This window comes from Evansella sp. AB-rgal1 (assembly GCF_041820985.1).
Classification (GTDB): Bacteria; Bacillota; Bacilli; order Bacillales; family Salisediminibacteriaceae; genus Evansella.
Window position 1 is genome coordinate 73,424 of the sequence record NZ_JBGUAU010000022.1, and the last position, 16,181, is coordinate 89,604.

At 37.4% G+C, this 16,181-nt stretch carries 15 protein-coding genes; 12 read left to right on the forward strand and 3 right to left on the reverse strand.

All coding sequences use genetic code 11. The features are described 5' to 3' along the window. Nucleotides 1-217 precede the first annotated feature (217 nt). Nucleotides 218-319 carry a transposase gene (locus ACERII_RS17920; RefSeq protein WP_373644137.1) on the forward strand — a complete coding sequence of 34 codons (102 nt, stop codon included), beginning with the start codon at nt 218-220 and terminating at the stop codon, nt 317-319. A gap of 240 nt (nt 320-559) precedes the next feature. On the opposite strand, the gene ACERII_RS17925 is transcribed toward ACERII_RS17920, so the two are convergent. Then, nucleotides 560-1,060: a DUF1697 domain-containing protein gene (locus ACERII_RS17925; RefSeq protein WP_373644138.1), complete on the reverse strand. Its 501-nt coding sequence runs from the start codon at nt 1,058-1,060 to the stop codon at nt 560-562. Nucleotides 1,061-1,341: 281 nt separating this feature from the next. Further along, the gene (locus tag ACERII_RS17930; protein ID WP_373644139.1) at nt 1,342-2,193 is read right to left on the reverse strand and encodes a DegV family protein; all 852 of its coding nucleotides are present in this window, start codon (nt 2,191-2,193) and stop codon (nt 1,342-1,344) included. A gap of 405 nt (nt 2,194-2,598) precedes the next feature. Here ACERII_RS17930 and ACERII_RS17935 point away from each other — a divergent pair, with 405 nt between their 5' ends. From ACERII_RS17935 to ACERII_RS17980, 10 genes are all read left to right on the forward strand, one after another. Continuing rightward, nucleotides 2,599-3,636 (forward strand): NAD(P)/FAD-dependent oxidoreductase, encoded by a 1,038-nt coding sequence (locus ACERII_RS17935; RefSeq protein ID WP_373644140.1) that lies wholly within the window; start codon nt 2,599-2,601, stop codon nt 3,634-3,636. Nucleotides 3,637-3,765: 129 nt separating this feature from the next. Then, complete coding sequence (locus tag ACERII_RS17940; protein WP_373644141.1) at nt 3,766-4,842, forward strand: iron-siderophore ABC transporter substrate-binding protein; 1,077 nt, start codon at nt 3,766-3,768, stop codon at nt 4,840-4,842. After that, nucleotides 4,842-5,882, forward strand: coding sequence for a FecCD family ABC transporter permease (locus ACERII_RS17945; protein WP_373644142.1), 1,041 nt, complete (start codon nt 4,842-4,844; stop codon nt 5,880-5,882). The genes ACERII_RS17940 and ACERII_RS17945 overlap by 1 nt, the downstream gene beginning before the upstream one ends. After that, nucleotides 5,879-6,910, forward strand: coding sequence for a FecCD family ABC transporter permease (locus ACERII_RS17950; RefSeq protein WP_373644143.1), 1,032 nt, complete (start codon nt 5,879-5,881; stop codon nt 6,908-6,910). The genes ACERII_RS17945 and ACERII_RS17950 overlap by 4 nt, the downstream gene beginning before the upstream one ends. Further along, entirely contained in the window at nt 6,910-7,725 is an 816-nt protein-coding gene (locus ACERII_RS17955; protein ID WP_373644144.1) for an ABC transporter ATP-binding protein, read from the forward strand. The genes ACERII_RS17950 and ACERII_RS17955 overlap by 1 nt, the downstream gene beginning before the upstream one ends. Nucleotides 7,726-7,950: 225 nt before the next feature. After that, entirely contained in the window at nt 7,951-8,172 is a 222-nt protein-coding gene (locus ACERII_RS17960) for a hypothetical protein (protein ID WP_373644145.1), read from the forward strand. Nucleotides 8,173-8,936: 764 nt separating this feature from the next. Continuing rightward, nucleotides 8,937-9,191 carry a hypothetical protein gene (locus ACERII_RS17965; protein ID WP_373644146.1) on the forward strand — a complete coding sequence of 85 codons (255 nt, stop codon included), beginning with the start codon at nt 8,937-8,939 and terminating at the stop codon, nt 9,189-9,191. Further along, entirely contained in the window at nt 9,181-10,110 is a 930-nt protein-coding gene (locus ACERII_RS17970) for a hypothetical protein (protein ID WP_373644147.1), read from the forward strand. The genes ACERII_RS17965 and ACERII_RS17970 overlap by 11 nt, the downstream gene beginning before the upstream one ends. A 15-nt stretch (nt 10,111-10,125) precedes the next feature. Further along, the gene (locus ACERII_RS17975; protein ID WP_373644148.1) at nt 10,126-11,937 is read left to right on the forward strand and encodes a hypothetical protein; all 1,812 of its coding nucleotides are present in this window, start codon (nt 10,126-10,128) and stop codon (nt 11,935-11,937) included. Nucleotides 11,938-12,047: 110 nt separating this feature from the next. Further along, a complete protein-coding gene (locus ACERII_RS17980; RefSeq protein WP_373644149.1) occupies nt 12,048-12,434 on the forward strand; it encodes a DUF2085 domain-containing protein in 387 nt (128 codons plus the stop codon). Nucleotides 12,435-12,608: 174 nt separating this feature from the next. Here the strand turns inward: ACERII_RS17980 and ACERII_RS17985 are convergent, their stop codons facing one another. Further along, entirely contained in the window at nt 12,609-13,043 is a 435-nt protein-coding gene (locus ACERII_RS17985; protein WP_373644150.1) for a YhfM domain-containing protein, read from the reverse strand. A gap of 230 nt (nt 13,044-13,273) precedes the next feature. On the opposite strand from ACERII_RS17985, the gene ACERII_RS17990 reads away from it, so the two are divergent. Then, on the forward strand, nt 13,274-15,658 hold the full coding sequence (locus ACERII_RS17990) for a glycoside hydrolase family 3 C-terminal domain-containing protein (RefSeq protein ID WP_373644151.1): 2,385 nt from the start codon (nt 13,274-13,276) through the stop codon (nt 15,656-15,658). The last annotated feature ends 523 nt before the right edge of the window (nt 15,659-16,181 follow it).

Below are 16,181 nucleotides of genomic sequence, written 5' to 3' on the forward strand. Positions count from 1 at the left end.
TGAATGTAAGTTGAATAATGGTATATAACAAAAGACCCCCCAAAAGAGATTGGTATAATAGAATTGTCCAGAAACCACTAACCAAATTTTTGGGGGATTCTCATGCTTAAACAAAATAAAGATAAGCAATTAAGCTTTCACGCTATATTATATAACAAGTGCACTAAAGCACACTTACTGTGAAAGTTATGGTAGACCCTCAAAAGAACCATAACTTATGGTAAAGATTTTAGTAATCCAATATCTTTATAATTTATCCGATGAGCGAGTGATGAAACGCCTAGCCAAAAAAATCTTTAAAACCTACAAGCAAAACTAACTGCATTAGCAGTTAATTTAAAGAGGATAGCAAGGATACTATCCTCTAACAAAGGCTCTAATCTTGATTGTATTGTCAATTTTTTAAAAAGGAAAAACGAAAACAGCAAAATGCGAAACCTTTGTGGCTAAATGCAATAAAACAGGCAAAAAATAGGGTGGTTTTTCAGTGATCTCGGACAGGTATGTTGTTCGGGTTGAGAATGACTTGGGATAGTAAACCTGTCTCTTTGTCACGCGGTTACATTTTCAACAAGATTTTATTGACTGTGTTGCTATTACGGGCTGTGGAGGGCATTTCTAGCTTTTTTTCAAAAAATGTATTCGTATATTTCGTTTGATGATAGTTTTTTGAAAGGTTAATGATAATCGCTTTGTTGTCTATCGCGGTGAATTCATCGTCAACAAGTGTCTCTAGGAGTTGGAGCTGCTCATTGGAGAGTTGGTTCTTCAAGAACATGATATAAACATTGTCTTTTGAGAAAAGGTCATGCTGTTGAAGGCTCTCTAGTTCTTCCTTGGAACGAATGATGACTGGGATATCAAATCCATATGTAGCTTTGAGGTTGGACTCTATTTGTTGCTCGTCACAAGCGAGATTATCTGCGATGACATTTCCTGTTTGGATGTATGTTCGTACATTTTGGAAGCCCATTTCCTCGAATAATGCCTTCAATGATTTCATATCTACTTTATTTTTCTTACCCAAGTTAATTCCTCTAAGTAATGCCACATAAGCCATGTAAGCCATCCTCCCAAATCATTTTCTTAAATGTATCAAATTTACACAAAATAGTAAATTCAGGGTAATAGGTACGGTTCTTACTTGCCAGTTTTGTAATAAATGTAATAATAACATTGGAACTATAGGTAAGTTGCGAAAATAACAGTTTATTACAAGTAATAAAAAAAACAGTGATCAAGAACCTCTAATTACTATGATGGAATAAAAAATGCAGCAGGTAGGAGACCGGCTGCATTCGTTATCTATTTTCATTGGAAACTACGAAAGAAACGGGGAAACTATTCTTCTAATCCTGCAATACCAAATCCACCTGGTCCAGCATGAGTCGAAATCATAGCGCCAGCCTGCATCCAAATCACATTTTGAAAGCCCATTTCCGTTGCAATATCGTTTAACCGAGGTTTGAGAGTTTCATCAAATCCGATGGAGTATTGAAAATAAAGCTGTTCTCTATCAATATTGTAACTGGATAGATAGTCTCGCATCAGTTTTTCTGAAATTCGCCTCATATCTCCACGATATTTTTTTGTGGAAACAAGCTTCCCTTCCTTTAATTCAATAAGGGGCTTGATTTTCAACAAAGCTGCCCCAAGGTACGCGGCATTACTTACACGACCACCTGCCCTCAAAAAGTCTAAGCTACCTGGAACAAAAGCAAGTCTAGACTTAGGAACCACTGCTTCGATTTTTTCAATGATCTCAGCAGGTTCCATTGTAGGATTTTCTTCTAACAACTGAACAGCATACATGACAATTGCTGTTAACCCACCAGTGACATTTAAAGCATCAATAAGATAAAGATCTTCCAATTCTTTCGCTGCTAAAACGGCACTTTGGAATGAGGCAGATGCCTTTGACGTGTAACCAATATGAATGATGATACAATCAGGAAAATCAGTTCTTATTCTCTTGAAAAACTCGGTATATTCATGGGTGTTTGTGGCTGTTGTGGAAGGAATTTTTTTCGTGCGGTCATAATAGTCATAAATGTCTTTAACAGGTAATTCGCCATCCAAATAATCCTTCCCGTCCATAATGACATGCATTGGTACGACCTGAACCGCATGCTTTTCAGCTAAATCCTTTGGTAAGTCAGCTCCGCTCTCTGTGGAAAAAATAATTCGTCGCATGGTATATCCCCTTTTAGTAGTAATAAAGACATTACTAACCGATTTAGTTCCTACTTCCACTATACCTTAAAAAGGTTGGGGAGTAATATAAATTTTCACAAAAAAGAATTAGGTCTTGGCTGAACGGGGGCGGTTCACACTTGTCAGTTTTGTAATGGACTAATCACAAATATAACTAATTGATTCTTAATTGATGAGTTTATAGATGACTCATCAACTTTTTATATTCAGTTGGTCGCTCTTGTTCTGAAGCGATCTCACGTTTGTTCTTTGTCTAATAATCCTGTACGAAACTATTACATTTATAAATTAACCATTGAAAACGATTCTCATTATCATTATAATATGAGTTATTGAGAATCATTATCAATATCTAATTAGGTTAGGTATTTAAGGAGGGCATATATGGAGATATATGATGTAACAATCGTTGGTGGCGGTCCCGCTGGCTTATATAGTGCTTTTTATAGTGGTTTACGAAATATGAAAACAAAAGTCATGGAAGTACAACCTGTTTTGGGTGGCAAGGTGAATATTTATCCTGAAAAGGTTTTGTGGGATGTTGGTGGCCTTCCACCAATACAAGCACAGCAATTTATTCAGAATTTAGTAAATCAAGCGAACACTTTTTTACCTACTATATGCTTAAGAACGAAAGTGGAAGAAATTACGAAACAAGACGATATTTTTGTCATATCAACGAATACAGGAGAAATCCATTACTCAAAAACAATTATCGTTGCTGTAGGTGGAGGTATTTTAAATCCGATTAAGCTTGAAATAGAAGGAGCAGAAAAATATGAAATGACGAACTTACATTATACGATTCTAGGCTTAGAACGCTTCCGTAATAAAAAAGTTTTAGTATCAGGTGGAGGAAACGGAGCAATCGACTGGGCGGTAGAACTATTACCTGTGGCAAAAGAAGTCATTGTTATTTATCGCAAGGAGCAATTATCTGCCCATGAATCTCAGGTGGAAAAATTAAAAGAACATGGTGTGCAAATAATGCTAAATGCGGAGATTACATCCTTAGTATCGAATGAAAATAAAACAGCTATTGAACACGTTATAATTTCGCAATATGGAGAAACACATCAATTAAGGGTCGATGATGTTCTTATAAGCCATGGATATAACCGGGAAGTGTCATTAACGTTTGCTGATGAGATACAACCACTGCGGAAAGATGATTATTATCTAGACGGTCAAGGTCAATGTAAGACTTCTGTTCCAGGGATTTTTGGTGCTGGTGATATTATTTCCTATAACGACAAAGTAAATCTATTAGTTGGTACTTTCCAAGATGCAGTGCTTGCGGTGAATAATGCTAAATTGTATATCGATCCAAAAGCAGATAAATATGCAATGGTATCTTCGCATAATAAAAAATTCATTGAGAAGAATAAAGAGTTTTTAAAAGAAGTAGTTTACAAGGACTAACTTAGTAATCTGGGGGAAAATTGTTATTGACAATATCGAAAAAATAGATTAAATTGATAATGATAATCGTTATCAATTGAGTGCGCAATCAGCTGATAAATAAAAATTAATAGATAGGTAGGGTTACATATGAAAAACACTAAATCAATTCTAATCATGTTAATGTTAACGATTATTGCGATCTTGGCATTAATAGGTTGCTCTAGCCAGACTTCAACAGGAGAGGCAAAAGAAACAAATTCAGATAATTTAAGTGAGACAACAGATATAGACAATTCAACTGAAACAGATTCAGAATATCCAATTACGATAGAACATGCTTTTGGTGTTACTGTTATTGAAAAAAAACCGGAACGCGTCGCTACTATTTCATGGGCAAATCATGACGTAGTTCTTGCTCTTGATGTTGTGCCTGTAGGTTTCTCAGCTGCAAACTACGGAGTTCAAGATGATAGCGGAATGTTACCTTGGACTGCAGAGAAATTAATAGAGCTTGGTGAAGAAAATCCAAATCTCTTTCAAGATACTGATGGTTTAGATTTTGAAGCAATTTCAGATGCAAATCCAGATGTTATTCTTGCAGCATACTCAGGAATTACCCAAGAAGATTACGACACTCTAAGTCAAATTGCACCTGTTGTGGCATATGAAACTGGCCCTTGGGTAACTTCATGGCGCGATCAAATAACATTAAATTCAAAGGGCATGGGAATGGAACAAGAAGGTCTACAACTTATTACTGACACTGAAAACTTAATTTTAGAGAAAGCAAATGAGCATCCTGAAATAAAAGGTAAGAAAGCGGCATTTGCTATGATTAATGTTTCAGACTTATCTAAGTTTTACATATACACACCTGCAGATCCCCGTGGGGAGTTCCTAGGTGCGTTAGGGATGGAATTTCCTGAAAGTTTAATAAGTCATATTGCTAATCCAAATGATTTTTATATCGAGTTAAGTGCGGAAAATGCAGATGCACTTAACGATGTGGAAGTTTTAATCGCGTATGGAGATGAAAATACATTGGGAGCACTCCAAGCTGATTCCATTCTTGGGCAAGTTCCAGCAATCCAAAGAGGATCTGTAGCAATTATTGGAGATAACACTCCACTTGCAGCGGCTGGAAATCCGAATCCACTATCCATTCAGTATACAATTGATGAATACCTAAGTTTAATCTCAGAAGCTGCTAGCAAGTTGAAATAATGATTAACTCATCACTTTCAAAAAATAAGGAGATACAGTTACTTATGCCGAAGAATTACCTAACAGTTTTGATTCTCCTGATTATATTACTCGGTATAAGTATAATAGCATCCCTTGCTTTTGGCTCTCGTACAATTGGATGGAATGAACTAATGAATGGTTTATTCTATCCAGACGTACAGTCGCACGAGGCAAGTGTTGTGCGCCAAAGAATTGCTAGAACGGTATTTAGTATCATGTGTGGTGCGGCATTGGGGATTTCTGGGGTTCTTATGCAATCAGTTACTCGTAATCCCATTGCAGATCCTAGTATTCTAGGAGTTAACACAGGGGCTGCTTTATTTGTAGTTTTAGGGATTTCCTTCTTAAATATCGGTTCTGCTAGTCAATATATATTGCTTGCACTAGTAGGAGCAATTCTCACTGCTATTTTTGTCTTCGGAATTGGTTCTATGGGGAGTGGCGGCGCCACCCCCCTTAAACTCGTATTAGCGGGGGCTGCAACAAGTGCCGCATTATCCTCTTTAGTAATGGCAATTATGATACCCCGTACAAATGTGATGGACCAATTCAGATTTTGGCAAGTTGGCAGTGTTGGATCAGGTAACTGGAGCTCCATCTCTACCTTTCTACCTTTCCTAATTATAGGAATACTAATAGCATTTTTAACGGCTCCAGGACTGAATGCATTAGCTTTAGGTGATGAAGCAGCACAAGGTTTAGGAGTGCGTACTGGAACTCTTAGACTATTTGCGGCTTTTGGTGGTGTTCTATTATGTGCTGCAGCAACAGCATTAGCGGGTCCCATTGGGTTTATTGGTTTATTAGCTCCCCATGTCATACGACTACTTATTGGACCTGATTTGCGTTATGTTATCCCTATGTCGGCTCTATCAGGTGCCATTATTTTAACGATATCAGATATAAGCGGTAGGATAATTGGTAATCCTACGGAGCTAGAGGTTGGTATCGTTACAGCATTTATTGGGGCTCCTATTTTAATCTTAATAACTATGAAAGCGAAAATGCGTACGTTATGAAAAATAATATCAGTAATCTAATTTTTGTAGGTAGAACTAAAAGACGTCGTCGCTATATACTGGTTACTTCCTTCCTTGCATTGATTGCCTTTGCACTTTCCTGGACGATGCTAATGCTAGGAAACACTATTTATCCCGTTCAGGATGTAGTACGTGTTTTACTAGGGGAGGAAGTTCAAGGCGCATCATTTGCAGTAGGTACGATACGTTTTCCAAGGATGGTCGCAGGTGTTTTTGCTGGATTTGCCTTCGGAGTTGGTGGACATATATTCCAGACAATGCTTCGCAATCCTCTAGCAAACCCAAATGTCATTGGAATTACTGCTGGTTCAAGTGCAGCCGCAGTTTTTTGTATCATTGTACTTCAAGCAAGTAATATGGTTGTTTCCATTGCTTCTGTATTTGGTGGGCTAGCTACCGTGATAGTTATTTTTCTACTATCAAAAGGATCTTCTTTTTCTATTGGTAGATTAATATTAATTGGAATTGGAATTCAAGCAATGCTAAACGCAGTAATTTCCTATCTACTACTTATTGGTAAACACCACGATATTCCTACTGCAATGAGATGGCTAAGTGGTAGTCTAAATGGCGCGAATATGGAGAACCTTTCTCCTCTTATCATTACTGTCTTACTATTTACTCCTATCATTATGGCACTTGGAAAACAATTAGATATGTTAGAACTGGGAGAGCAAGCAGCAACTTCACTTGGTGTTGATACTAATAAAACAAGACTTGCGCTAATTGTCAGTTCTGTTCTTATCATTTCATTAGCGACTGCATCCACAGGACCAATTGCATTTGTGGCATTTCTTTCTGGACCTATCGCCAAAAGACTAGTTGGTGTTGGGTTTTCAACCATTATTCCCGCGGGCCTTGTTGGGATCATTTTAGTTTTAGCATCAGATCTGATTGGACAATTCGCATTTGTTGCTAGATACCCAGTAGGTGTAATAACAGGGATTCTCGGTGCGCCCTACTTGATCTATCTGCTAATCCGAATCAATCGAAAGGGAGATTTATAATGAAACCAACACATACGTTTCAAACGGAGGGAGTCACTGCTGGATATGATAGTCAAACCATTCTGCAGGAAGTTAGTATTTCCATTCCAAGCAATAAAATAAGCATTATAATTGGAGCAAACGGCTGTGGTAAATCTACATTGCTAAAGACGATGGCTAGACTGATTAAACCTATTGCGGGGAAAGTTACTTTAGATGGAAAACCAATGAACAAAATTCCTCCAAAACAATTGGCTCGTGTGTTGGGGCTTTTGCCTCAATCACCTATTGTACCTGAGGGAATAACCGTAGGAGATTTAGTAGGGCGAGGAAGATATCCACACCAAACCTTTCTAAAGGGGTGGTCAAAAAAGGATTATGAAGCTGTTGCTGATGCGATGGAAATGATGAATATTACAGAATTTGCTGAACGGAATATCGATGAGCTTTCAGGTGGTCAAAGACAGCGTGTGTGGATTGCAATGGCTCTGGCGCAACAAACAGAAATTTTGTTTCTTGATGAGCCAACAACCTATTTAGATATCACGTATCAAGTAGAAATTCTTGACCTGTTAACAGACCTTAACCGTAAACGTGGTACAACCATTGTAATGGTCCTTCATGATATTAATTTATCCGCTCGTTATGCAGACTATATCTTTGCTCTTCAAAAAGGAAAGCTTGTCACAGCGGGAGAGCCATCAAAGGTTATTACAAGCAAAATGATTGAAGACATTTTTGGTCTCCAGTGCACTGTCATAAAAGACCCCGTTTCGGGCTCTCCTTCCGTGGTACCAATTGGACGATATCATAATAAAATGAAAATGTATTCTTAAATCAAGTCAAAAAAAACTCGCGAAGTAATCTTCCACATTCCTTTTGTTTTCGGGAAGTTGTGTTAGGCAAATTGTACAATTCATAATGCGATCAACAATAGTTGGTCGTTTATTTATTTTAAAGAAAAGTTCCTGCCTCCCCCAGTGCTTAAACTGTTGTTTGAGTCTAGCCTAAAAGACACGATAAGTGTTGTGGAGGAGTTTATTGACGAGAACTATACTTTGATGAAAAAGAAGCTTAAATTACTGCCTTGGTTAAGGGAATGGGAAAAAACGGTGCCTACATTTTATTTTGTAGGTCATATTTTTCACAATGGCTATTTTATCGTAGTAGATATTTTAACGAGAGAGACGATAGAAGTATTGATGCTAGACTCTGAGGCAACCCCACCTAGAAAAGGGGAAATTGTTCTCGGAACATTGATTCCCGTAGGAAATGTGGATTAATTTCCTATTGTTGATTTTTATCATTTTGATTATGAGGCAAGAGAAGCAATGTCCTCATGTATGCTGTATCACTTTGATAACTACTTAAAACATGAAACCATGCACGAAGCATTCATCCACGTTCTATCCATCATGCTACAGATAGAAAGCAAAATCTTCTTAGACAATCACCCAAAATAAATCTTCAAGGAGCCCACTTCACTAGCAAACTTCCCATTGAATTAGTATAGAGAAACTGGATAAAAAGACCGGTATAAGGTTATTTTGTAAGGATAAGAATTTATAAAATTTTTTGAACTTAGAAAGGTGTCTAGCTCCAGGCGCCAGTACCTCGTGTCAAATAACCTGGCCGATTAAAAAGTAAAAAGCACTTTTTATGTCTAGCTACATTCGCTATCTGCTGTGAAAAATAACCTTCCAGTTAGAAAAGTAGAAAGCACTTTTCAATTGAAAGAACATTTTTCTTCGCAGATATGCAAGCGGATTAAGCTTTTCGTTCGTCCAGAACATTTGCATTTCGGTCCTGAGAGGGCACCTTGCGCTTTTCTTAATTACGGAATATTACAAAAGTGGCAAGTGAGAACCGTCACCTTTTGCCAGGTGAACTCTCTAAACCATTAACAATCTAGGTACATTTTATCAACATAATCCATCCCTCTTCAGAATATCTCATTTACTGATAAAATAGGATATAATTACTAGTAAATATACACTACATTAGGTCGAATGATATACAAATTTGTTAATTGTTGGAGGGGGATTTTGTGTTAGAGGTACTTATTCTCGTTATGATTGGTTTCGGTATTTTTTATATGAGAAGAAAAAAGAAAAAGAGGATCAATGCTACCTATGTAACGGATCAAGGGGAATTCGCCATTAAAGGAAATATGGACCGTTTTATTGTGAAGAAAGATGATAGATATGAGTTTTTGGTAGATAAGGGAGTTATTATTGCTTGTAAAGATAAGCAAATTCATAAGAAATTTGTTTATTATGGGGGTGAAGAGAATGTTAAATAGACTGAGAGAATTGTCTGATAAGTTCTTGGATTCTGCTGCTTCGAAGGTGCAGAGTTTTACAGGGGAGACGGAGAGACGACAGTTAGTTGCGCGACTGAAAAGCATCTATGATGATATTCGAATGCGATTGGAAGAACAGATTCTACATATTAATTCTGCCATTGATATTTTTAATCATAAGGTGGGAGAGTTGAATCAATACCGTGTAAGTACGGTACAAAAGAATATTACTAATTTAGGACTATTTCTTTGTCAGTTTGGTAGTTTGAAGCATGTAGGGAACTTCCAAAGTGAAGAAAAACAAGAACGTGTTGTGCTTCCTCGAAAACAATTTGAGGTGGTGGAGAGTTATATTGATCACGTTGATTGGAGCAAAGACGATGTTTTTTCCAAGACATTCTTTAAGAGTGTCTTTGGTGTTCGTCGAGAAACGCTGAAACTAAATGTGGAAGCGACTACGAGAATTGGAGAACTGGAGCTTTCTGGTGAACGGTCTATTGAACTAGCGAAGTGGAAGGAACAATGTGTGAATGAGGACATAGAGATACTTGATATGTATCAACATAGTGTGAAGATGATCAGTGAAACGATTGAAGAGAAAGTAATCCCTGAGATGGAATTGATTCAGGCTTTTTTACAATGTGATCAGATTAAGAATCAAGTTTTGGCAAATCAAGAGATTGCTGTTAAAGAGAATGGGGATATTAGTCTCCTTACTGGTACCCTTCACCATAAACATTTTCAATTTATCAAAAATACATTTATGTTCTTTCTCCTCTCATCCAAAATCTATAACACACCTGTGTTGACAAACTTGATGAACAATGAAAAACATGATCAGGAGCGTAATGAGGTTCTTCAATATAAAGAAATGATTGCGGAACAGCAGCAGAAATTACATTCAACGAGAATAAGTTAGGGAGGTGACTTTCAGATGAAGATGAGTGAAGTAATGGAGGCTAGAACTGCGCTACTAGAGAAAGAGAAGAAGGTGTATTTGACGACGGTGAATCAGATCAATTCTCAAATGGGAGGGTTGTTGCAGAAGGATCTTGGTTCTCAATTCGTTTCCAATTGTGGGCGTGATTTAGCTGGAGAGTTAGTCCGAACATTCTTTGATACAACTGATTACCACATTACGGCTGATCAGTTAATGAGGAGAATGCTAGAGTTTTCCTATCAAAACGAATATGATCCTTTGGGGAACAATGAAGAAATACATAAGCTTATTTATAACTATAACGATGGTCCTACCTCTTCTACGTTGAACAACATAATGACGGACTTAGAACAATCCAAGACGAAGTTGTTCGAAAAAGAAAAAGTGGTGTTAGATAATGGAAAAACGAAATCGAGCTACAAAGATCGAGGGATCATTCAAAAAGGAAAGAAAGCATATCGAGATCAAAAAACCGCAGACCAAAGTGGAGTTGAAGATGAGTTTACAGGAAAAGCAGAATCGAAATCTCAGAACTCACTAGGGTTTGATGTAAGTAATCTAGATGTAGACCACACACAAGCGCTAAGTACGGCTTATGTATACAATCGATATTTAAAAGAGGGTGGAGAAGAACGTATCAGAGAGTTTTATAACTCATCGGAGAACTTCACCATGATGAACAAAACGGCGAACCAATCAAAAGGGGATGTCAAAGTTTTCGATAAAACAGGGAATGACATTACACATCGGGCTACCCCGGATCAATTGGCAGATGCTGTGGTGCAGCGTTGGGAAAATATTAAAGGGGAAGAAGCGAGAGGAAAGTTAGTAGAGGGAGGGTACTTGAATGAGGATGGAAAAGTACCGAAAAGTGTGAAAGCTAAGCTTACCTCGGAGCTGAAGAAATCGCAAAACGGAGAGAGTCGAACCATCCTAAAGGAAACAGATTACAAAGCGGTGTCTAAGGATGCTGGAAAGCACGCTGCGAAATCTCTTGGAAAAATTGTAGGTGGGCAAGTCATCTACTATACGATGCCTCCGTTGTTATATGAAATGAAAGGGATTATGAAGGATAAACATATCACGCTTGATAATGCGTTGACAAAGCTGGAGCAAGCAGGGAAGCGGATTTGTAAGTATGTGGTATCGAAGTTAAAGAACATATTTCAGGGCATCGCACAAAACGGACTGAAGACGTTTATCAAATCATTTTTTGATATCCTCATCAATATGGTGAAAGCTACTGTGAAAAAAATGATTCGATTGGCGAAAAATCTTGTATTAGCTGTGGTAGATGCAGTGAAAATCATTGGAGATAAAAGTGCTAGTGCAGCGCAAAAAGCGGATTCGGTATTTACGTTGTTCTCTGTAACACTTACTACGTTTACTGTGGAAATTCTGTTTGAGTACATAGAAAAGCAGTTTGCTATTCCGGAGCCATTACTGTTGCCATTACAAATAATATCGACGATCATTTGTACGAATTTCTCCTTACTTATATTGCAGAAAGCGGATCTTTTCAATGTGAAGCACGGGTTATTGATTGCAAATATTGAAGAGGTTTTTGCAAAGGAGAATCAGAGATACATGGATGAAGTGCGTAGTTTGAGTGATTCATATTCTCATGATGTGGAAAGGAAGTTGCTAGAGATTCAAGAGGAAACAACGGAGATTGCGCGGAATTTGATGGACATAAATTTGTACCAGGATTCTGTACAGAGTGATTTGGAATCCATTAGCGAGATTTTCAGTATGGGAATCGATTTTGAAAAAGAGTGGTTGGACTTCTTAGAAGTGGCGAATTAGGAGGAGAAAGAATGATTTTCATTGTAGCTATTATCGTAATACTTGTTATTTTATTTTGCTGTGCGAAGTTGAATAGTAGATAAATGGGGATTCGAAATAGAGTAAGAGAAATGAAAGAGGAGTTTGGGAAAGTGCCGTTATGTAATGGGAAGTGTGAGAGAGCTCCACATATAAGGGAGTTCTGCTTTCCGTTATGCTGGAGATGTACCAGTATGTTAGTATCTGTTTTGTTGTTCTTTGTTATTCACCTATTGTTTGAGGTTGATTATCCTAGGATCGGGATGGTGACCTTAGCTGTCTTGTCCATTCTCTTTCTGGCTCCTATGATTATGGATGGATTACTTCAGTATGTGTGGGGAAAAGAGAGTACAAATAGAAGACGGGTCGTTACTGGCTTTGTTGGTGGCATTGGTATTTGTATGGTTGCTGGTTTCATAGAGTTGTTGGTATTGGATTACTTTGATTCGCTACGATTACTGGTGATTTGGAGTAATTAGTATCATAGAATCTATCATTGTCAGTAAGCGTAATCGAGATGATGAATACTTACTTGAACTCAGATGTAATTCACATAGTAAAATGGCACCAGTTTCGTGCCATTTTATTTATTTGTAGTTTTAATAAGAATGGTGACTCAAAAATCGTTCATATCGCCTTATGTTTTCGATATTTTACTGATTGATACTATGTAGTAATAATCGAAGTGAATTGGTCATGTTGTTAGAAGTTTTACACAACGTTTCTGTGTCTATCATATACATAAAATAGCTATGCTCGCCCTCTTCACCTAACCATAGATGTATCGGATGTGCTGGGAGTGCTCCTTCATCAGATTCATACTCTATTAATAGGTCATAATCAGAAGTATCTATATCAATACTATAAGTTTCCTTGGTTGCTGTTGTGATTGCTTCTCTAAAGATAGGTATTGTTTCATCATCTGTAAAAACATGAAGGATACTTTCATTTATTTCCCCTAATTCCATTGTTTTTGAAATCGACACGGATGAAATCTCTTCATCTAATAGATCCATTGTTTCTTTTGGAAGAAGGGAACAACCGCTTAAAGCTAAAATGAGTATAAATGCCATGACTTTGTTTAACATTCTCGTTATCCTCTCCTATTAGTAGTTGATATAAGAATACCATAAAATTTTAACTGGAAAAGTAGTTTTGCTTAAACATTATTATTGTGTTTGATCACTATTGGTAAAAGCATTTGAAGTTTGATTTAGGTATAATGAAGTAGAGTTTAAAGGATATGATGAGATATTAGAATAGATATGTCTGCGTTTTCATATTAATATCAGTTATTTTTCAATCGGGGGATGTAAACATGAAACATTTAGATACGATTTCAAAAATGACGTTGGAACAGAAGATTGCTTTCTGTTCTGGCCAATCATTCTGGGAAACAAAAGAGTATAAGGAACTAGGGATTCCGTCGTTGTTTTTAAGTGATGGACCTCATGGACTGCGGAAACAAGAAGGAAAAGGTGACCACCTAGGTCTACAAGCGAGCATAGCTACCACGTGTTTCCCAACAGCAAGTGCGGTAAGTACAGCATGGGATAGGAACCTTACTTACAAAATGGGGGAAGCAATTGGGAACGAAGCAGTGAAGTTAGGGGTTAATGTGGTGTTAGGTCCAGGTACCAACATGAAGAGAAACCCTTTATGTGGACGTAACTTTGAATATTTTAGTGAGGATCCCTTTCTTTCTGGAGTCTTATCAACATCGTGGATCAATGGGTGCCAAAGTACAGGAACGGGAGTATCATTAAAACACTTTGCCTTGAATAATCAAGAGCTGAAGCGAATGAGTACGGATGTACGTGTGGATGACCGTGCCATGAGAGAGTACTATTTGCCTGCCTTTGAAATGGCAGTGAAAGAGGGGAAACCCACTACGATTATGTGTGCCTACAATAAGGTAGAAGGATCGTATTGCAGTGATAATAAAACGTTAATAACGGATATCTTACGAAAGGAATGGGGATTTGACGGAGTGGTCATAACCGATTGGGGAGCAATGAATGATCGGATAGAAGCTTTTAAAGCGGGTGTTGACCTAGAGATGCCAGGTAGTGAAGGTCGTTTTGATCAGGAAGTGAAAGCAGCTGTAGAAAATGGGGATGTAAAAGAAGAGTTCATAGATGAATGTGTTGATCGATTGCTGTCGTTGATTGAACGAACCACCTCGCAAAAGCAAGAGGACGTGTCTGATAATCTATTTCAGGAAAATCACGAGTTGGCGAGACAAATTGCTCAGGCATCAGGAGTATTGTTAAAAAACGATTCCTTGTTACCACTTCAAAAAGATACGAAGGTTGCCGTTATTGGCAAGTTAGCAGAAACACCAAGGTATCAAGGAAGTGGCTCTTCTCAAGTAACACCAACGAGATTAACAAATCTTTTAGCTGGTATTAAGTCGTATACGGAACATATGACCTATGAGCAAGGATATACAATCGAAGACAAGGTGGAAGAGAGTCTCCATGAAAAGGCAGTGAAACTAGCAGAGTCAGCAGATGTGGTTGTATTGTGTATCGGTCTCACCGATATTTTTGAAAGCGAAGGGTTTGATCGAACGCACCTGAGACTACCAAAAAATCAGATCCAGTTACTACAAGATATCTCTAACGTACAAGAGAATGTAGTCATCGTTCTAGTTGGAGGAAGTGCCATCGAAATGCCTTGGGAAAACAAGGCCAAAGCAATTCTTCATATGCAACTTGCTGGACAAGCAGGTGGACAGGCTGCAGCAGATTTATTGTTTGGAACAGTTAATCCAAGCGGCAAGCTGACAGAAAGTTATCCGCTTGAGTATAGTGATGTAGTAAACAGTAGTTATTATCAGGAGAATCCAAAGCAAACACCCTATTTGGAAAGTATGTATTGTGGCTATCGATACTTTACTTCAGCTGGGAAAAAGGTAAGGTATCCGTTTGGTTATGGATTATCTTACACAACCTATGAGTATTCGAACATGGAAGTTCAGCGAGGAGAAAATGAGGAAGTAACTGTTACAGCTACTATTAAAAATAGTGGACAAATGGCAGGGTATGAAATTGTTCAATTATATGTTTCACCAAAGACAGGCGGTGCTTATCGTCCAAAGCGAGAGTTAAAAGAATTTGTTAAACTATATCTTGAACCAGGAGAAAGCAAAGAAGTGACGATCAATTTGAACAGAAGAAGCTTTACAATCTATGATAAGAAAAAATCAGATTGGATTGTGGAAAGTGGAGAGTATATCATTCAACTTGGAGCGGATTGTGAGAATATTCTTCTGGAAAAGAAGATTTTTTTAGAGGGTAATTCTCCTGTTAGTATTGATTCTAGTGATTGGTATGATACATTACAAGGCATTCCAACGAAGAAAGATTTTCTAACCATACATGAGCCATATCCAGAATATGTTCCACAGACAAAAGGGTCGTATGATTTATCGAGTTCCATAAAAGAAATGAAGGAAACGAGCATTCTGTGTAGGTTCATCTATAAGGGTATAGAAAAGAAATTAGCAAAACAATTTGGCGGGAAAGTGGATTACTCCAACCCTGAATATAAAATGCTGATGGATTCAGCGTCAGATACTCCTATGAGGGCGTTGCCATTGTTTGCTCCAGATCAAATGTCCGTTCCAATCGTTCAGTTTATCGTGGATATTGCAAATGGGAACTTGTTTAGAGGGGTAAAGAGTCTATTTAAAAAATAATCATGATAGTTGGGGAAAATATTGTTTTCAAACACATCCGGTGTTGTTTTCCACAAGGAAAATCCGCCATCCATTTTTTATTGTGGACGGCGGTTTTTTATAGAATTTTATTTATTATTTTTTAATAAACAACATAACTTTGGTATTTACTTGTGGCATTTCCCAACTGATAGACAAAGAATCTTTTACTCCCCCTATTTCCAACACCTTAAGATGATAAATAAATTTACTTTTATTAATAACCAATTTATAATAACCATTTTCAATCATTCTATAGATGGAGTTTTGAAAAAGTCGTTAACACAAATAAGTAGTTCCGTTCGCGATGTTGAAATGAGTAGGGTGAATAAGCGGAGAAATTGCGCTTATTTATAAAATCACAATAAAAAACACTGAAATAGAGGGAAAATTTCCAGCTATTTATTAAATAGTCGTGAAAATAATTCATTTTGCTTTGTTTAAAGGGAAAAACTACGCTTATTTTACACAAAATGAACGCAATTCTTAGTATAAGTGGAAAATA